At 57.3% G+C, this 19,030-nt stretch carries 16 protein-coding genes; 14 read left to right on the top strand and 2 right to left on the bottom strand.

Annotated features, from left to right (window positions below; translation table 11 throughout):
- Positions 1 to 134 precede the first annotated feature (134 nt).
- The 8 genes from hsdR (at position 135) to KGA97_RS07025 (ending at position 10,312) form a co-directional block, all read left to right on the top strand.
- Positions 135 to 3,611 (top strand): type I restriction-modification system endonuclease, encoded by a 3,477-nt coding sequence (hsdR, locus tag KGA97_RS07060; protein WP_223480465.1) that lies wholly within the window; start codon positions 135 to 137, stop codon positions 3,609 to 3,611.
- 79 nt (positions 3,612 to 3,690) lie between these two features.
- Complete coding sequence (locus tag KGA97_RS07055) at positions 3,691 to 4,329, top strand: hypothetical protein (protein ID WP_223480464.1); 639 nt, start codon at positions 3,691 to 3,693, stop codon at positions 4,327 to 4,329.
- Between the two features lie 2 nt (positions 4,330 to 4,331).
- A complete protein-coding gene (locus tag KGA97_RS07050) occupies positions 4,332 to 5,036 on the top strand; it encodes a hypothetical protein (RefSeq protein WP_223480463.1) in 705 nt (234 codons plus the stop codon).
- Positions 5,037 to 5,720, top strand: a complete 684-nt coding sequence (locus KGA97_RS07045; protein ID WP_223480462.1) for a protein phosphatase 2C domain-containing protein — start codon at positions 5,037 to 5,039, stop codon at positions 5,718 to 5,720.
- A 55-nt stretch (positions 5,721 to 5,775) separates the two neighbouring features.
- Positions 5,776 to 7,323, top strand: coding sequence for an N-6 DNA methylase (locus KGA97_RS07040; protein ID WP_223480461.1), 1,548 nt, complete (start codon positions 5,776 to 5,778; stop codon positions 7,321 to 7,323).
- Positions 7,316 to 8,680, top strand: a complete 1,365-nt coding sequence (locus tag KGA97_RS07035) for a restriction endonuclease subunit S (protein ID WP_223480460.1) — start codon at positions 7,316 to 7,318, stop codon at positions 8,678 to 8,680. The genes KGA97_RS07040 and KGA97_RS07035 overlap by 8 nt, the downstream gene beginning before the upstream one ends.
- 20 nt (positions 8,681 to 8,700) lie before the next feature.
- A complete protein-coding gene (locus KGA97_RS07030) occupies positions 8,701 to 9,609 on the top strand; it encodes a restriction endonuclease (protein ID WP_223480459.1) in 909 nt (302 codons plus the stop codon).
- A gap of 394 nt (positions 9,610 to 10,003) precedes the next feature.
- The gene (locus KGA97_RS07025) at positions 10,004 to 10,312 is read left to right on the top strand and encodes a DUF3077 domain-containing protein (RefSeq protein ID WP_223480458.1); all 309 of its coding nucleotides are present in this window, start codon (positions 10,004 to 10,006) and stop codon (positions 10,310 to 10,312) included.
- 235 nt (positions 10,313 to 10,547) lie between these two features.
- On the opposite strand, the gene KGA97_RS07020 is transcribed toward KGA97_RS07025, so the two are convergent.
- The gene (locus KGA97_RS07020; protein WP_008030040.1) at positions 10,548 to 12,449 is read right to left on the bottom strand and encodes a potassium transporter Kup; all 1,902 of its coding nucleotides are present in this window, start codon (positions 12,447 to 12,449) and stop codon (positions 10,548 to 10,550) included.
- Between the two features lie 287 nt (positions 12,450 to 12,736).
- On the opposite strand from KGA97_RS07020, the gene rimO reads away from it, so the two are divergent.
- From rimO to tsaA, 6 genes are all read left to right on the top strand, one after another.
- Positions 12,737 to 14,074, top strand: coding sequence for a 30S ribosomal protein S12 methylthiotransferase RimO (gene rimO / locus KGA97_RS07015; protein ID WP_008030039.1), 1,338 nt, complete (start codon positions 12,737 to 12,739; stop codon positions 14,072 to 14,074).
- A 113-nt stretch (positions 14,075 to 14,187) separates the two neighbouring features.
- Positions 14,188 to 14,661: a GNAT family N-acetyltransferase gene (locus KGA97_RS07010; protein ID WP_008030037.1), complete on the top strand. Its 474-nt coding sequence runs from the start codon at positions 14,188 to 14,190 to the stop codon at positions 14,659 to 14,661.
- Positions 14,662 to 14,849: 188 nt separating this feature from the next.
- On the top strand, positions 14,850 to 15,560 hold the full coding sequence (locus KGA97_RS07005; RefSeq protein WP_223480457.1) for an rRNA pseudouridine synthase: 711 nt from the start codon (positions 14,850 to 14,852) through the stop codon (positions 15,558 to 15,560).
- 75 nt (positions 15,561 to 15,635) lie between these two features.
- Complete coding sequence (locus KGA97_RS07000) at positions 15,636 to 16,106, top strand: DUF1456 family protein (protein ID WP_008030033.1); 471 nt, start codon at positions 15,636 to 15,638, stop codon at positions 16,104 to 16,106.
- 210 nt (positions 16,107 to 16,316) lie between these two features.
- Complete coding sequence (locus KGA97_RS06995; RefSeq protein WP_223480456.1) at positions 16,317 to 17,087, top strand: SDR family oxidoreductase; 771 nt, start codon at positions 16,317 to 16,319, stop codon at positions 17,085 to 17,087.
- Between the two features lie 185 nt (positions 17,088 to 17,272).
- Entirely contained in the window at positions 17,273 to 17,971 is a 699-nt protein-coding gene (gene tsaA / locus KGA97_RS06990) for a tRNA (N6-threonylcarbamoyladenosine(37)-N6)-methyltransferase TrmO (protein WP_008039281.1), read from the top strand.
- 183 nt (positions 17,972 to 18,154) lie between these two features.
- Here tsaA and fpr read toward each other — a convergent pair whose 3' ends face one another.
- Positions 18,155 to 18,934 carry a ferredoxin-NADP reductase gene (gene fpr, locus KGA97_RS06985; protein WP_003443014.1) on the bottom strand — a complete coding sequence of 260 codons (780 nt, stop codon included), beginning with the start codon at positions 18,932 to 18,934 and terminating at the stop codon, positions 18,155 to 18,157.
- Between the last annotated feature and the right edge of the window lie 96 nt (positions 18,935 to 19,030).

Here is a 19,030-nt window from a genome sequence, read left to right as displayed (position 1 = left end):
AAATGTAAGCCCCCACAAGACCAATCACCATCAAGCCATAGTCAGCACAGGCCAATCTTGAGTAAGCTCAATACAATATTGCGCAACCCAGCTCAACCACGCCCGATCAAGGACGAACATGCATAGGATTGAACATGGCCGCGAACAGTAACTTCTCCTTTCTCCAGGAACACGACCCTGTTTTCCTGCAGCTCGCGACCACTGCCGAGCAGATCTTTGCCAGCGATCCCAACACCACACTTATCAAGCTGCGACAGCTGGGCGAAGCGTTGGCTCAGGACTTGGCCAGCCGTGCCGGGATAGAGTTCGATGCCAACACCAAGCAGGCCGACCTGCTTTACAAACTAAGTCGCGATATCCAGCTCGATCAAAAAATCCGCAACCTGTTTCACACGTTGCGAACCGAGGGTAATAAAGCCACTCACCAATTTCGTACTCAGCATCGTGAGGCAATGGACGGACTGAGAGTCGCCCGTGCCTTGGCCATTTGGTATCACCAATCCTTCGGTAAACAGGGCGATAAGTTCAAACCCGGCCCCTTTGTAGATCCAGAAGACCCCAGCACTCCGCTGCGTGATCTACAAAACCAGATTGAGCAGCTCAAAGCGCAGTTGAACGCTTCCAGCCAACAACTTGAAAGCAATCAGCAGTTGGCTGAACTGACAAAGCGTGAGGCCGAGGAATACGCCGTCCTTGCGCAGCAGATGGACACCGAATCGCGCCTCCATCAGCAGCAAGCCAAACAGCATGAAGCCGAACTGACGAAGTTGCGTATCGAGCACGAGCAACGCATCAAAGCTCTGCAAACTCAACTGCTGACTCAGCCTCAGGCCTCTTCGCAGGTCATGCACCGCACAATGCGGGCGAGTAAAAAGTTTGACCTGAGCGAAGACCTGACCCGCATCCTCATTGATCAGCAGTTGGTCGATGCTGGCTGGGAAGCCGACTCCCTCGACCTGACTTACGAAAAAGGCGTCCGCCCCGAAAAGGGCAAGAACAAAGCCATTGCCGAGTGGCCCACTGCCATTCCAGGCGCCGACGCCGACTATGTCCTGTTCGCAGGCCTGACGCCGGTAGCTATCGTTGAAGCCAAACGTAAACGCATTAATGTTGCAGACCGCATTCCCCAAGCGGCACGTTATTCCCGCGAGTTCAAATTCGCCCCGGAACAGCTAAAACCATGGCTGCTCGCCGGTCATCCCACGGCCTGGAACGATGGCGAAGGAAACCATTTCCAAGTGCCCTTCGCCTTTGCCTGCAATGGCCGCCCTTTTATCAAGCAACTCGCCGAACAGTCCGGCACCTGGTTCCGAGACCTGCGCAACCCGGCCAATACAGCCCGGCCGCTGCAAGATTTCCATAAACCGGATGATTTGCTGGACCTGCTCAAGCGCAGCCGCGAGGAGGCCGAAGCCAAGCTCAAAGAGGAAGGCTTCACCTATTTGAAATTGCGCGACTATCAGGAAAACGCGATCCATGCCGTCGAACAAGCCTTGGCCAATAACCAGCGTGACTGTTTGTTGGCCATGGCCACCGGCACCGGCAAAACCCGCACCATCATTGGTTTGATGTACCGTTTCCTGAAAACGGAGCGCTTCAAACGTATTTTGTTTTTGGTCGACCGCAGCGCCCTCGGCCAGCAGGCTATCGACTCATTCAACGACACCACCCTTGAGCAAAACCACACGCTTGCGCAGATCTACGACATCAAAGAGCTGGGCGACATGGCCGCCGAGGCGGAAACCCGTGTTCAGGTGGCCACCGTACAAGCCATGGTCAGCCGCATTTTCCGCTCAGACGCGCCGCCTTCGGTAGGCGAATTCGACTGCATCATCGTTGACGAGGCCCACCGTGGTTACACCCTCGACCAAGAGATGAGCGAGGGTGAACTGGCTGTCCGTGATCACAATCAGTACCTCTCACAATACCGTCGCGTGCTGGATTATTTCGACGCATGCAAAATCGGCCTGACCGCAACCCCGGCCAAACACACCAGTGAAATTTTTGGTAAGCCGGTGTTCACCTACAGCTACCGTGAAGCCGTGGCGGATGACTGGTTGATCGACCATGAACCACCGATCCGTTACGAAACCCAACTCAGCAAAAACGGCATCCGATTCGAGAAAGGCGAAACGGTCAGCATCATCGATACCCAGACCGGCGAAGTTGACGTCGCCGAGCTGGAAGACGAACTCAACTTCAATATCGAGTCGTTCAACCGCCGGGTGATCACCCCTGCTTTCGACAAAGTGATCTGTGATGCGTTGGCCGATGAGCTGGACCCTTTCGGCGAAGAAAAGACCATGGTCTTTTGCGTCAATCAAGCCCATGCCGAACGGGTTAAAAATCTTCTGAACGATGCTTTCAAAGATGCTTATGGCGAGCAATACAACCAGGCGACGGTGCAAATCATCACCGGCCAGAGTGACAAAGTTGAACAACTGATCCGTAAATACAAAAACGAACCGCACCCCAGCATCGCGATCACCGTGGACCTGCTCACTACCGGTATCGATGTGCCGAAAATCTGCAACCTGGTGTTCATGCGCCGGGTGCGCTCACGCATTCTTTATGAACAGATGAAAGGCCGCGCAACCCGGCGTTGCGACGACATCGGCAAAACCGTCTTCCGCATCTACGACCCCGTCGACCTTTACGCCAGCCTGGAAGCCGTCGACACCATGAAACCTCTGGTGAAAAACCCGAACGTTTCATTGGAGCAACTGGTCAGCGAACTCACCAGTGATGCCAGTCATGACGCCCCCGGCAGTCAGGAAGACAGTAGCCATGCCCATGATGTGCTGGACGTGCTCAGCCAACGCATCATGCGAATTATGCGCAAGGCTGACCACAAAGCGGAAACCAAGCCCTCGCTGAAGAAAAAGCTTCAAGAGCTTGAGGACATCTGGGGCGTAGAACCCGCCAAACTGCACAAACACCTGCACGAACTGGGCCCCAAGCAGGCAGCCCAATTTATTCACAAACACAGCCAGTTGCTAACTCAACTGGAGGCCGTCAGCAACCTGTTGGGTTCGGAGAACTATCCGATTATTTCTACCCACCGCGACGAGCTGATGGTTCGCGAGCAAAGCTACGGTGTTTACCACAAGCCGCAGGACTACCTCGAAAGCTTTCACGATTTCGTCCATAGCCAACTCAACCAGTCCGCAGCGTTAGGCGTAGTCGTCAATCGACCGAGAGACCTCACCCGCGAACAACTGCGCAACGTCCGTTTACTGCTGGACCAACACGGCTACAGCGAAGTCAGCCTGAAAAGCGCCTGGCGAAACCAGACCAACCAGGAAATCGCTGCCAGCATTATTGGTTACATCCGCCAAGCCGCTATCGGCGAAGCCCTACTGCCCTTCGATCAACGCGTAGCCAACGCAATGCAAAAAATCTACGCACTTGAGCAGTGGACGCCAGTACAACGTAAGTGGCTTGATCGCCTGGCAAAGCAATTGGTGCACGAAGTAATCATCGATACTCAACAGGTCAACGAAGCCTTCCAGAACGATGGCGGCATCAAAAGCCTGAATCGCCACCTCGGCGGAAAACTGGATAAAGTACTGGAAGCCTTGAATGACAATCTTTGGCCAGAAGTCGGCTAAGCCTGTTGACAGACGCTAAGCAGAAACGCCTACACTGTCCTCAGTCCTAGGACAGAGGACAGTAGTTAGCCGAGGCCATATGAAGAGTCAAGACGTAGTTTTGCTAATCAAACTGATTTGCCTGGAACAGCGTGAGCGTTCGCAGCGCAAGCTCGACAGCGAAACAGCAGAACTGATCAAGCTCAGCGATACCGACGCCGAAAAACAATGGCGAGGCTGGGAAGACGACTCGGAACAAGATCCTCCAGTCCATCACGAGAGCTACTCCGTTCGCGCCCTGGAAGCCTCCCTTGGCATTAGCAAAACCGAGGTCGGCGCGGCATTGAAACGCTGTCTGGAGATCGGATTACTACGCGTAGACCCAAGCTCTCATTTCATTCGAGTCAACAGCAAAGCATTGTTAGGCTTTATCGAGCATGGGTTGCGTTATGTCTTTCCGGTCAAACCCGCAGAAATGGTCCGCGGCATCCCAACAAGCTTTTCCGCCCCCGTGTTGCAGGGCAAGCTGATGAGTGGCGGCGACCTTATTCACGTCTGGCCAGACGCCTACGGCACTCGCAAAGGGCAATCTATCGCCCCCCTGTTCAAAACAGTACCAGGCGCGGTCAAAAAAGACCCCCTGCTGTATGAATACCTGGCGCTGATAGATGCCGTTCGCCTGGGTAATGCCCGGGAAGCCAACCTTGCGAACCAAATGCTGCGCGAGAAAATTCTTTAATCATGAGCCGCACACAAAACATTCAAATGCTCGAAGTCGTCGCCAAGGCGCTCGGCAAAGAGCTTTGCCAAGAAGTCGCCTTCGTCGGCGGTTGCACGACCGCTTTGTTGCTGACAGACGAATTCAGCATGGAAGAGGTGCGCTATACCGACGATGTCGATTTGGTCGTGCACCTGACCGGTTATACCCAGTGGCAAAATCTGGTGGAACAACTCAAGCAAAAAGGCTTTAAGCAATCGCCGCAGGATGGCGTTCTCTGCCGTATGCGCCTAGGCGAGCTGAAAGTCGACTTCATGCCCGAGGATGCTGAAACCGCCAACCTGCTGGGCTGTAACAACCGGTGGTTTAAAGACGGCCTGGCCAGCGCACAGTGGCATGACTTACCAAGTGGCTGTCGCATTCGCCTGTTCAGCCCTCCCTATTTCCTCGGCAGCAAACTTGAAGCCTATGCCAGCCGTGGTGCCCAGAACCCGCTGGGCAGCCAAGACCTTGAGGACATTCTCAATCTGGTTAACGGCCGCGAAGAACTGGCAGATGAAGTAGCGTCTGCCGCCCCCGAACTGCGTGCCTACCTGACTCAAACAATGGCAGGCCTGCTGGATAACAATGAGTTCGGCTACCTCGTGCAGGATGCCGCTCGTGGCGATGCAGAACGTGAACAGATCATCTGGCAGCGCCTGCACCACATTGTTCAGGTAAACGCCTGAATGCTCGCAACGACTAGAAGGCTCACCCAGGCGGGTACTCACACAACGGACAATCGTGATGTTTTTGCGCATGCCGCTCAGGCACATGCGAGCATTTACCTGATCGCGGATGGCAGCAGCAGTCATCCACTTAGTAGGGAACAAGCTCATGCCCTGCTTAATGAGCTAACCGCAGGCTTTAGCCAATTACCGACGACTGACCTGAACGCAGAGCAATTATCCGACGCGCTGCTGAGAATAATCGCCCGTAGCCATCAGGCGTTACGTGACGATTTTCCCCTCGCAGCCTGCAGTTATCTGCTGCTTTGCCTGCTTCCAAATGCTGCATTCACTGTTCATGAAGGTGACTGCTGCCTCGGCGTCGTTGAACATGACGGTGAAATCAATTGGCTGAGTGCTGTACATTGCGCCCCCAACTGGCAAGGCGACCTCACCCATGCGCAGATTGCGCGGGAATCATCGCGTCATACGTTGACCCGCTGCTTCAGCGCCAGGCGAACGAGTAGCCCTGAAATCAATTACTGGCCTGCCCGCCCCAATCAACACTGGTTGCTGGCAAGCGACGGCTTCTGGGCAGGCTTATGTGCCCAGAGCCAACAGACATTTTTGCGTGACGGCCACCTGCCCGCCCCGCCCACCGATGACGACATCAGCTGCCTGAGCGTCATCACGCGAACGACTTGATGAACCGATCATCCGTTTCGACTCATATTCAGAGCCATTTTTTAGAGAATTCCCCATGAACAACAGCGACATCGTCCAGAAGCTCTGGAACCTTTGCGACGTCCTCCGTGACGACGGCATCAACTACAGCGACTACGTCACCGAGCTGGTGCTGCTGCTGTTCATCAAGATGGAATTCGAACAGGTTCAGAACAACGACAACTTTAGCCACAAGCTGCCCGAAGGTGCGCGCTGGACGGACCTGAACGGAAAGTCGGGGCTGAATCTGCTCAACGACTATCGGCAGATGCTGCTCGATCTGGGCAAAAACACCGACCCGCTGATCGCTGCCATCTATGCAGATGCTCAGACCCGCCTGAAAGAGCCGCGCCATCTGGAGCAACTGATCAAAAGCCTCGACGGCATTGACTGGTTCAGCGCCCGTCGCGATGGCCTGGGTGATCTTTATGAAGGTTTGCTGGAAAAGAACGCCAGCGAAACCAAATCCGGTGCCGGCCAGTACTTCACCCCGCGTCCGTTGATTGACAGCATCATTAACTGCATCAAGCCCCAGCCGGGCGAAGTCATTCAGGATCCGGCGGCGGGTACCGCTGGTTTTTTGATTGCCGCTGATGCCTATATCAAAGGTCATACCGACGATCACTACGACCTTGATGAAAAAGCTCGAAGCTTTCAGCGCAACCGTGCCTATATCGGCGTAGAGCTAGTGCCTGGCACTCGCCGCCTAGCGCTCATGAACACCTTGCTACACGGCATGGAAGGTGATGAAGAAGGCGTGGTGCACCTGGGCAATGCCCTCGGGCAAACCGGAGCCAACCTGCCGAAAGTGGATGTGATTCTTTCCAACCCACCGTTCGGTACCGCGAAAGGTGGCGGCGGTCCGACTCGTGATGACCTGACTTACAAGACCAGCAACAAGCAGCTAGCGTTCTTGCAGCATATTTATCGAGGCCTCAAACCTGGCGGCCGTGCTGCCGTGGTGCTGCCGGACAACGTGCTTTTCGAAGCGGGCGTTGGCACCGATGTACGTCGCGATTTGATGAACAAGTGCAATCTGCACACCATCCTGCGTCTGCCCACGGGTATCTTTTACGCTCAGGGCGTGAAGACAAACGTGTTGTTTTTTCAGAAAGGCACCCTCGATAACCCTCGTCAGGATCAAGGTTGCACGCAGCGTGTATGGATCTATGACCTCCGCAGCAATATGCCTAGCTTTGGCAAGCGCACACCGTTTGGCGCAGCCCACCTCAAGCCTTTTGAAGATGCCTATGGGGGCGATGCCAATGGCAAAAGCCCGCGTGCGGAGAATGTTGAAGGCATTGGCGAGCTTAGCCGCTTCCGTGTTTTTACCCGCGAGCAGATTGAGCAGCGTGGCGATTCGCTGGATATCAGTTGGCTCAAGGATGCAGATAGCGTTGATGCCAACGACTTGCCCGCACCGGAAGTACTGGCAGGCGAGGCAATGGCCGAGCTGACCGAAGCCCTGCATGAGTTGGAAGAGCTGATGAAGGCAATGGGTGCTGGGGATGAAGTGGCGGCGCAGAAGCAGTTGATCGCAGAAGTGATGGGGTTGACCGTAGCTCAGGAGGCTGGTGATGAGTGAGTTGCCAATTGGATGGACACACTTTTCACTGAAAGACACTCGCGGCTTGTCGGGTGGCAAGACCCCTTCAAAAGCCAATCCAGCATTTTGGTCGAGTCCCGATGTTCCTTGGGTATCTCCAAAGGACATGAAGAAGTCGTTGCTGGAAACTTCTGAGGACAAAATCTCTGATATCGCTTTAGTTGCTGCTGGTATGACGCTCTATCCAAAAGACTCAGTATTGATGGTGACGCGCAGTGGTATTCTTCAGCATACATTCCCTGTCGCGTTGACCGGCGCTCGAGTTACAGTAAACCAGGACATAAAAGTATTACGCCCCACCCAAGGAGTTTCACCGAAGTTTACTTTTTACATGCTGAAATACTACGGTTCACAAATCCTATCGGAATGCAGCAAAGCCGGCACAACAGTCCAAAGCGTTGACTCCGAGAAACTTGAGTCTTTCGATTTTCCTTTACCACCGTCAGCTGAACAAACACGCATCGCCCAAAAACTCGACGAACTGCTGACTCAAGTCGACACCCTCAAAGCCCGCATCGACGCTATCCCCAAGCTGCTCAAACGCTTCCGCCAATCTGTCCTTGCCGCTGCGGTGTCCGGGCATTTGGCGGAGGAATCGAGAGGGCGTAGCGAACTAGAGAACCAAAGCGCCAAAACTCCCCTGGGAAATCTAATCCGCGAAATGCGAAACGGGCTGTCTGCCAAACCAAATGAGGCTGGAAAAGGAATTCCGATCCTCCGCATAAGCTCGGTTCGAGCAGGTTCAGTAGACCAAGCAGAAGTTCGCTTTCTAGAATGCGATGATTCTGAAAGAAATCGCTATTCACTGAAAGCTGGCGACCTTTTGTTCACTCGGTACAATGGCACTCTTGAGCTGGTGGGAGTGTGTGGTCTTGTTAGGGAAGTATCGCATGCGACACTAGTGTACCCAGACAAACTTATTCGAGTTCGCTGCAATACAAACATCGTTCTCCCCGAGTACTTAGAAATATTTTTTTCGGCCCCTTCCACACGACAGCGGGTTATGGAACTTGTGAAATCAACGTCAGGCCAAAAAGGAATTTCAGGTCAGGACCTTAAGGACTTTGTTGTTACTTATCCTAGTTTAAGTATACAAACTGATGTGATCCGCCAAGTCGAACAACTCTTCGCCTTCGCGGACCAACTGGAAGCCAAAGTTGCCTCAGCCAAAACCCGTATCGACCACCTGACCCAAAGCATCCTGGCCAAAGCCTTCCGCGGAGAACTCGTCCCCCAAGACCCGAACGACGAACCCGCTAACGTGCTGCTCGAACGCATAAAAGCCCAGCGCGCCGCAGCCCCCAAAGTAAAACGTAGCCGCAAGGCCTCGGCCTGAACTCAAGCAAGGAAGCAATCATGGCCATACCCGATTTCCAATCCGTCATGCGTCCCGTATTGGCCATGGTCGCTGATGGCCTGCCTATCAGCCTCAAAACCCTGCGTGAGCAGGTCACCGAGCAGTTCCAACTGAGCGAAGCCGAACGCCATGAAATGCTGCCGTCAGGACAGCAGACAGTCATTAACAACCGTATCGGTTGGGCTCGTACCTACCTGAACAAGGCAGGTTTGCTGAGCATCCCGAGCAAAGGCCTCGTGCAAATTACCGAGCGTGGCCGCGAAGTACTGGTATCCGGACCGCAACGGATCAGCATTAGCTGGCTCAAACGCTATCCAGAATTCGGTGCGTTCCATGGCGCGCGACCAAGCAACGATGCCCCCGGCACCCAAATCGAGCCCGTCGAAGACATCACCCCGGATGAGCAACTCGCTCAAGCCCATCAGGCCTTGATGCAATCGTTAGCTGATGAGCTGCTCGCGCAAGTGCGCGGTGCTTCGCCGACGTTCTTCGAACAACTGGTGGTCGATCTGATGATCGCCATGGGGTATGGCGGCTCACGTAAAGAGGCCGGTCGCGCGACTCAACAGACCAATGACGATGGCATCGACGGCATCATCAAGGAAGACAAGCTCGGCCTGGATGTGATTTACCTGCAAGCCAAACGCTGGAGCAACACGGTTCACCGGCCGGAGATCGACAAGTTCATCGGCGCCCTCACCCGTCAGCGTGCCCGCAAGGGCGTGTTCATCACCACTTCCGATTTCTCCGTTGGCGCGCGCGATGCTGCGCTCGGCCTGGATATCAAAGTGGTGCTGATCGATGGTGTGGAACTGGCTCGCCTGATGGTCGAGAACAATTTGGGCTGTAGCGTGAAGCAGGTTTATGAGATCAAGCACATTGACTCGGACTACTTCACCGAAGACTGATCCCGCAGCTCCGCGGCCGTGTAGCTCTGCCGGATGTTTAGTTTCGTTTACTTAAGGTGACGCAATATCGGATGACGCCCGCAGACCTTGTAGGCAAACTCCGAATCGTGTTTTTTGGGCACTTTGATGCCTTGTTGCGCTTTTCTTTGACGGGATAGTCTCCGGACGTCGCTGACCATTCAGCGATCGGGCTTGGAAACCCGTCGAGCGTAGGCAACAACGTGCCCAACATGACCGCAGACATTTACGGCTGCAATTCTGTGTCATGGCGGTTGTGCGTGGGACGTCTTCGGACGTGCCGGTTTCCTAGGCTCCCGGTTTTCCAACCTGCGCACAGCTGCCACCCATTCGCTTGGAAACGAACGTGGCGGCTCCTCAGCTTAGGAGATACACCATGAGCAAAACAGATTCACCTGCCCCCTCAGAACTAAAAACCATCGGCCTCACCCCCGTCCTCTACTGCTCAAACCAACCCCTATTCCATGTCACGCGAGACGTTCCTCTCAGCGATGCGTTAGCCATGGCGTCCGATTTCCTGTACCTGGCCAAGGAGCTGACCAAAGATGCTGCCTACGCCCGAGACACCGACCGACACGCCTGGGCCGCGCATTATTTGACGGCGATGAGCAAGGCCGTGGTTGATGATGCAGTGAAGGTGCTGGAGCGGCCTGCCTGGACAAAAACCGAATCCAAAAAACAATGACCTGAGCGCAACTAAAAGCGACGGGGCACACTCACAAAAAACCAGCAACACGGTCCCTGTAGGAGCAAGCTTGCTCGCGATAGCGATCTGTCAGGCAACATTAATGGTGCATGTTAGTCCGCCATCGCGAGCAGGCTCGCTCCCACAGGGGATCGTTGTTAGCCAGCGTCAGGCGTAGGGCAATAAAAAGCCCCCGCTGCCTTCACGGCAACGGGGGCTTTTTGATGTCGCGGGGTTACATCTCGACCTGCGTCCCCAACTCAATCACCCGGTTCAGCGGCAGATTAAAGAACCGCAAATTGCCATTCGCATTCTTCAACATGAACGCAAACAACGCCTCGCGCCAGCGCGCCATCCCCTCAAGTTTGGAGGCGATGACCGTCTCGCGGCTGAGGAAGTAGGTGGTGCGCATCGGGCTGAAGTCGAGGTCATCGAGATGGCACAGCTTCAGCGCTTGCGGCACGTCCGGCTCGTCGATAAAGCCAAAGTGCAGGATCACCCGGAAGAACCCTTCGCCGTGGGATTCCACCTCGAAGCGCCGCGTCGTCGGTACTCGCGGGATGTCTTCGTACACCACCGTCAGCAGCACCACTTGCTCGTGCAGCACCTGGTTATGCAGCAAGTTGTGCAACAACGCGTGGGGTACGGCGTCTGGCCGCGCGGTGAGGAACACGGCGGTGCCCTGGACGCGATGCGGCGGTTGCACGGCGATACTGCTGATGAAAATCGGCAGCGGCAGCCCGCCTTCGTCCATGCGCTCCACCAACAGTTGTTTGCCGCGCTTCCAGGTCGTCATCAGCACGAACAGCGCAATACCGGCGATCACCGGGAAGGCCCCGCCCTGTACGATTTTCGGCACGTTGGCGGCGAAGTACACGCCATCGACCAGCAAAAATCCCAACAGGACCGGCACCGCAAGGACCGGTGGCCATTTCCATAGCAGCAGTATCACTGCCGACACCAGAATGCTGGTCATCAACATGGTCCCGGTCACCGCAACGCCGTAAGCCGAGGCCAGGGCGCCGGAAGATTCGAAGCCCAGTACCAGCAGCACAACGCCGACCATCAGCGCCCAGTTCACCGCACCGATGTAGATCTGGCCTTGCTCGGCGCTGGAGGTGTGCTGGATGTGCATGCGCGGAATGTAGCCGAGCTGGATCGCCTGACGGGTCAGGGAGAACGCGCCGGAAATCACCGCTTGCGAAGCAATCACCGTGGCCAGGGTCGACAGGCCGACCAGGGGAATCAACGCCCAGCTTGGCGCCAACAGATAGAACGGGTTGCGCGCCGCTTCCGGGTCACCGAGCAGCAAGGCGCCCTGGCCGAAGTAGTTCAGCACCAGCGCCGGCAGCACGAGGATGAACCAGGCGCGGGCAATCGGCTTGCGTCCGAAGTGGCCCATGTCGGCGTACAGCGCTTCGGCACCGGTCAACGCCAGCACCACCGCGCCGAGGATCGCCACGCCCATGCCCGGGTGAACGATGAAGAAGCGCACGCCCCAGACCGGGTTCATCGCTTGCAACACTTCCGGATGCTGCATGATGCCGTAGACGCCCAGTGCGCCCAGGACCAGGAACCAGGTGACCATGATCGGCCCGAACAGGATGCCGATTCGCGCGGTGCCGTGGCTCTGGATCAAAAACAGCGCCACCAGCACGATCAACGACAGCGGCACCACCCAATGGTCGATGCCTTCGAAGGCCAGCCCGAGACCTTCAATCGCCGAAAGCACGGAGATCGCCGGAGTGATCATGCTGTCGCCATAGAACAGCGCCGCGCCGATCAGCCCGCAGACCACCAGCAACGTGCGCAACTTCTTGTGCCCTGCCGCTGCCCGCCGCGCCAGCGCGGTCAACGCCATGATCCCGCCTTCGCCCTGGTTGTCGGCGCGCAGGACAAACATCATGTACTTGATCGAGACGACCCAGATCAGCGACCAGAAGATCAGCGCCAGGATGCCCAACACGCCGTCATGGTTGACCGGTACGCCGTAACCACCGGAAAACACTTCTTTGAGGGTATACAGCGGGCTCGTGCCGATATCGCCGTAAACCACCCCGACCGCCGCCACCAGCATGCCGATCGGCTTTGCCGCCGAATGCTCGGCACCCGCCGCCTGACTACTTGCCTGACCCATCCAACACTCCTACTACCCAGACCGGACTTCTTGGAAGAAGCACTATGCTTTGTCACGCAGCATGCGCTGTTTTACATGACGTTACAGACGTTTTGTTGACTGTAAAAAATCGGTAAAGCTTAACGGCGCGAAGCATAGCGCAGCACTCGTCGTATTTCCCTTCATAAAGCTGGTCAAGTGAACGTCTCATCGCTAGAATTGCGCACTTTTTGATCAGAGGCGCAACAAGCGCCCGTCTGTCGCCTTGCCGTCTTCGGCTGGAGGCGTCACAAATACCGAGGTTAGACATGTCCACCACTCCTGCGCCGGCCAATCCAAAGGTTGGCTTCGTATCCCTGGGTTGCCCCAAAGCACTGGTCGACTCCGAGCGCATCCTTACCCAGCTGCGCATGGAAGGTTATGACGTTGTGTCCACTTATCAGGACGCCGATGTCGTGGTGGTCAACACCTGCGGTTTCATCGACTCGGCCAAGGCTGAATCTTTGGAAGTGATCGGCGAAGCCATCAAGGAAAACGGCAAGGTCATCGTGACCGGCTGCATGGGCGTCGAAGAAGGCAACATCCGCAACGTGCACCCGAGCGTGCTGGCCGTGACCGGTCCGCAGCAGTACGAGCAAGTGGTCAACGCCGTGCACGACGTCGTGCCGCCGCGTCAGGATCACAACCCGCTGATCGACCTGGTGCCGCCGCAAGGCATCAAGCTGACCCCGCGCCACTACGCGTACCTGAAGATTTCCGAAGGCTGCAACCACAGCTGCAGCTTCTGCATCATCCCGTCGATGCGCGGCAAGCTGGTCAGCCGCCCGGTCGGTGACGTCCTCGACGAGGCCCAGCGCCTGGTCAAGGCCGGCGTCAAAGAGCTGTTGGTGATCTCGCAAGACACCAGCGCCTACGGCGTCGACGTGAAGTACCGCACCGGTTTCTGGAACGGCGCGCCGGTGAAAACCCGCATGACCGAACTCTGCGAAGCCCTGAGCACCCTCGGCGTCTGGGTTCGCTTGCACTACGTTTACCCGTACCCGCACGTCGACGAGCTGATCCCGCTGATGGCCGCCGGCAAGATCCTGCCGTACCTGGACATCCCGTTCCAGCACGCCAGCCCCAAAGTCCTGAAGTCGATGAAACGCCCGGCGTTCGAAGACAAGACCCTGGCGCGCATCAAGAACTGGCGCGAGATCTGCCCGGACCTGATCATCCGTTCGACCTTCATCGTCGGCTTCCCGGGCGAAACCGAAGAAGACTTCCAGTACCTGCTGAACTGGCTGACCGAAGCCCAGCTCGACCGCGTCGGCTGCTTCCAGTACTCGCCGGTCGAAGGCGCTCCGGCCAACGACCTGGACCTGGACATCGTCCCGGACGACGTCAAGCAAGACCGTTGGGACCGCTTCATGGCGCACCAGCAAGCCATCAGCTCGGCGCGCCTGCAAATGCGCGTCGGCCGTGAAATCGAAGTGCTGGTCGATGAAGTCGACGAGCAAGGCGCGGTTGGCCGTTGCTTCTTCGACGCCCCGGAAATCGACGGCAACGTGTTCATCGACAACGGCAGCAACCTGAAACCGGGCGACAAAGTCTGGTGCAAGGTCACCGACGCCGACGAATACGACCTGTGGGCTGAACAGATCTAAACGCAAAAAATACGAAAAGCCCTGCTCTCTTGACGAGATGCGGGGCTTTTTTACGTCTATCGTTTTGTGGGAGAAAGGACTCGCGCCATCCACTGCAAAAGGGGCATTCGGCCATGCGCCAACATTCGGTCATCCACACGCCGAAACAGAGCGACTACCAGGAACTGACTCGGGTCTGGGAAGACTCGGTGCGCGCCACCCATGACTTTCTGCCGGACAGTTACATCGAACTGCTGAAGAATCTGGTACTGACCCGCTACCTCGACGCGGTGATGCTGATCTGCACCAAAGACTCGCGCCAGCGCATCACCGGGTTCGCCGGCGTGGCAGCGGGCAAAGTCGAAATGCTCTTCATCGACCCGGCCCACCGTGGCCAGGGCCTGGGCAAGCAGTTGCTGCGTTATGCCATGGAACACCTGAACGCCGATGAGCTGGACGTCAATGAACAGAACCCGCAGGCGCTGGGGTTCTACTTCAAACAGGGCTTTGAGGTGATCGGCCGCACCGAGCATGACGGTATGGGGCAGCCTTATCCGTTGTTGCATATGCGGCTGCGCCAAACCCGGCAACAGTCGAGCAACGGCTGACCTGTGTAGGAGCCGGCTTGCCGGCGATGGACCCGAACGATAACGCGTCCTTTCTGGATAAACGCGGTGTTCCGACCTCCATCGCTGGCAAGCCAGCTCCTACAAATAGCTGTACGGCGTAAATGGAGCCGGGATTAACCGGCGCCCAGCAGGTACAATGCCCACCCCTTTTTTGTTACGGCCCTGTCATGACTGACCCGATACGTCTCTCCAAACGCCTCATCGAACTCGTCGGCTGTTCCCGTCGGGAGGCTGAGCTGTTCATCGAGGGCGGCTGGGTCACCGTGGACGGCGAAGTCATCGACGAGCCGCAGTTCAAGGTCGACACCCAGAAAGTCGAGCTCGACCCGCAGGCCAAGGCCACCGCACCAGAGCCGGTGACCATCCTGTTCAACGTGCCGGCAGGCATGGACGCGGATACGGCCATGGCCACCATCAGCGCCGAAACCCTGAGCGAAGAACATCGCTTCAGCAAACGTCCGCTCAAGGGCCATTTCCAGCGTCTGACCGCCAGCACCGACCTGCAGGCCAACGCCAGCGGTCTGCTGGTGTTCACCCAGGACTGGAAGATCCTGCGCAAACTCACCGCCGACTCCGCGAAAATCGAGCAAGAGTATGTGGTCGAGGTTGAAGGCGAGATGGTGGCTCACGGCCTCAACCGCCTGAACCATGGCCTCACCTACAAGGGCAAGGAACTGCCGCCGGTCAAGGCCAGCTGGCAGAACGAAAACCGCCTGCGTTTTGCGATGAAGAACCCACAACCGGGCGTGATTGCCCTGTTCTGCCAGGCCGTCGGCCTGAAGGTCGTCGCCATCCGCCGCATCCGCATCGGCGGCGTGTCCATTGGCAAAGTGCCGTTGGGCCAATGGCGCTACCTGTCCGGCAAAGAGAAGTTCTAAGACTTTTCACGCCGCCACACATTCTGGCGCCGCGGTTTATGCGGCGCCCACTGCCGACTATCAGGATTGCACACCATGATTCATAACGACGTACTGCGCAGCGTGCGCTACATGCTCGACATCAGCGACAAGAAAGTCATCGAGATCATCAAGCTCGGCGGCATGGACGTGTCCCTGGAAGCCCTGCTGACCTACCTCGACAAGAAAGAAGAGGACGAGGAAGGCTTCGTACGCTGCCCGGACGAAGTCATGGCGCACTTCCTCGACGGCCTAGTGATCTTCAAGCGCGGCAAGGACGAAAGCCGTCCGCCGCAGCCAATCGAAGTGCCGGTGACCAACAACATCATCCTGAAAAAACTGCGCGTGGCCTTCGAGCTGAAAGAAGACGACATGCACGCGATCCTCAAGGCCGCCGAGTTCCCGGTGTCCAAGCCTGAGCTGAGCGCGCTGTTCCGCAAGTTCGGCCACACCAATTATCGCCCGTGCGGCGACCAGTTGCTGCGCAACTTCCTCAAGGGCCTGACCCTGCGCGTTCGCCCGCAATAAGCGACGACGGCCTATGGGCCACCACCCTCACCTGTAGGAGCCGGCTTGCTGGCGATAGCGATCTTAAGGACGCCATCGCCAGCAAGCCGGCTCCTACAGGTCGGGGTGGCAGGTCTGGCTGTATGAATCCCCATTCCGCGCAAAAATAGTGGCTCCGCTTCCAGCGGCTGACGACTAGGGTGTATGCACCCTCAGCTCTCAGGATTCGCCATGCACCCGTACTTTTCCCTGCAAGGCCGCACCGCTCTGGTGACCGGCGGCACCCGTGGTATCGGCAAAATGATCGCCAAGGCCTATGTCGAGGCCGGCGCCACCGTGTACGTCTGCGCGCGCGATGCCGAAGCGTGTCAGCAAACGGCTGACGAGTTGAGCGCCTTCGGAACGTGCCACGCGGTGGCCGCCAACCTGGCCACTGAAGAAGGTGTACTGCAACTGGCCACGGGGTTGGCCGAGCAGATCACCCATCTGGATATCCTGGTGAACAACGCCGGCACCACCTGGGGTGCGCCGCTGGAAAGCTACCCGGTCAAGGGCTGGGAAAAGGTCATGCAGCTCAACGTGACATCGGTGTTCAACTGCATCCAGCAATTCTTGCCGCTACTGCGCAAGGCCGGGTCAGAAGCCAATCCGGCGCGGATCATCAACATCGGCTCGGTGGCGGGGATTTCTTCCTTCGGCGAACAGGCTTATGCCTACGGGCCGAGCAAGGCGGCCCTGCATCAATTGTCGCGGATTCTGGCGCGGGAACTGGTGAGCCAGCACATCAACGTCAATGTGATCGCACCGGGGCGCTTTCCAAGCAAGATGACCCAGCACATCGGTAATGATGAGCAGGCGTTGGCGGAGGATACGGCGTTGATTCCGATGAAGCGCTGGGGCCGGGAGGAAGAGATGGCGGCATTGGCGATCAGTCTGGCGAGTACGGCGGGGGCTTACATGACCGGGAATATTATTCCGTTGGATGGTGGGTTTAGCCTTTAGATTAGTGGTGCAGCTATCGCGAGCAGGCTCACTCCCACAAGGATTTTCTGTGTCCACAGAATCTGTGGCAGACCGAGATCCACTGTGGGAGTGAGCCTGCTCGCGATGGGGCCGGCACAAGCACCGCTGAATGTATGTCGATCGGGTTATCATGCCCGCCTCAATCCTGCTTCGACCCTAAACCAATGACCTACAGCGTTTCCCCCATCGGCTTCGTGCGCTCCTGTTTCAAGGAGAAGTTCGCCATCCCGCGCCAGCCGCAACTGGCACCCGCCGCTCGCGGCGTGCTGGAACTGGTGGCGCCGTTCGATCAGGGCGACGCCGTGCAGGGTCTGGAGCAGGTCAGCCACGTCTGGCTGCTGTTCCTGTTCCATCAGGCCCTGGAAGAAAAGCCACGCCTGAAAGTCCGCCCGCCTCGCCTCGGCGGCAACAAATCCATGGGCGTGTTCGCCACCCGCGCGACGCACCGGCCCAACGGCATCGGCCAATCCGTGGTGAAGCTGGACAAGGTCGAGGCCAATCGCCTGTGGATATCCGGCATCGACTTGCTGGATGGCACACCGATTCTCGACATCAAACCTTACGTGCCTTATGCCGACATCATCGACACGGCGTCCAATAGCATCGCCAGCGCTGCGCCGCAGCTGATTCCCGTGCAGTGGACGGACTCGGCGTTGCAACAGGCGCATGGGCACGCTCAGCGTCTTGAAGAGCCTTTGGTAGAGCTGGTTGAGCAGTGCTTGGCGCAAGATCCGCGGCCGGCTTATCAGACGCCCGCGCCTGAGCGGGAATATGGCGCGCAATTCTGGGATGTGGATGTGCGGTGGCACTATCCGACGCCGGATTCGATCTGCGTCCTTGAGGTCATTCCCGCACAGGTTTAAACGCCAGAAACGAAAAAGCCCGCATGACCTTCTCGGGTCATGCGGGCTTTTCCATGCGCTACGCGATTAATGTAGGAGCCGGCTTGCTGGCGATGGACTGGAACTCAGCGCGTTTATCCTGGGAGAAACGCGTCATCGTTAACGACCATCGCCAGCAAGCCGGCTCCTACAGGTGACCTTCGGTCACTTCTCGACGAACGCACGTTCGATCAGGTAATCACCCGGCTCGCGCATCCGCGGCGAAACTTTCAGGCCGAAGCTGTTCAGCACTTCGCTGGTTTCGTCGAGCATGCTCGGGCTGCCGCACAGCATGGCGCGGTCGTCCTGCGGGTTGATCGGTGGCAGGCCGATGTCGCTGAACAGCTTGCCGCTGCGCATCAGGTCGGTCAGGCGACCTTCGTTCTCGAACGGCTCGCGGGTCACGGTCGGGTAGTAGATCAACTTGTCACGCAGGGCCTCGCCGAAGAACTCGTTCTGCGGCAGGTGCTCGGTGATGAATTCGCGGTAGGCGACTTCGTTGACGTAACGTACGCCGTGGCACAGGATCACTTTTTCGAAACGCTCGTAGGTTTCCGGGTCCTGGATGACGCTCATGAACGGCGCCAGACCGGTACCGGTGCTGAGCAGGTACAAATGTTTGCCAGGCTTCAAGTCGTCCAGTACCAGCGTGCCGGTAGGCTTCTTGCTGATGATGATCTCGTCGCCTTCCTTCAGGTGCTGCAACTGGGAAGTCAGCGGGCCATCAGGCACCTTGATGCTGAAGAACTCGAGATGCTCTTCCCAGTTCGGGCTGGCAATCGAGTAAGCGCGCATGAGCGGCCGGCCGTTGGGCTGTTGCAGGCCGATCATCACGAACTGACCGTTCTCGAAGCGCAGGCCCGGATCGCGGGTGCACTTGAAGCTGAACAGAGTGTCGTTCCAGTGGTGAACACTGAGGACACGCTCGTGGTTCATGTTGCTCATGTACGTGGGACTCCTGGAGATTTTGCCTGCGCCTGTGGTCTGCGCAATTGCATCGCATTCTAATGGCAGCGACAATATCTGTTAAATGGATTATTA

Origin of the sequence: Pseudomonas sp. BF-B-15 (genome assembly GCF_019946675.1) — a bacterium.
Classification (GTDB): Bacteria; Pseudomonadota; Gammaproteobacteria; order Pseudomonadales; family Pseudomonadaceae; genus Aquipseudomonas; species Aquipseudomonas migulae.
This window is presented reverse-complemented; position numbering and strand designations above follow the sequence as displayed.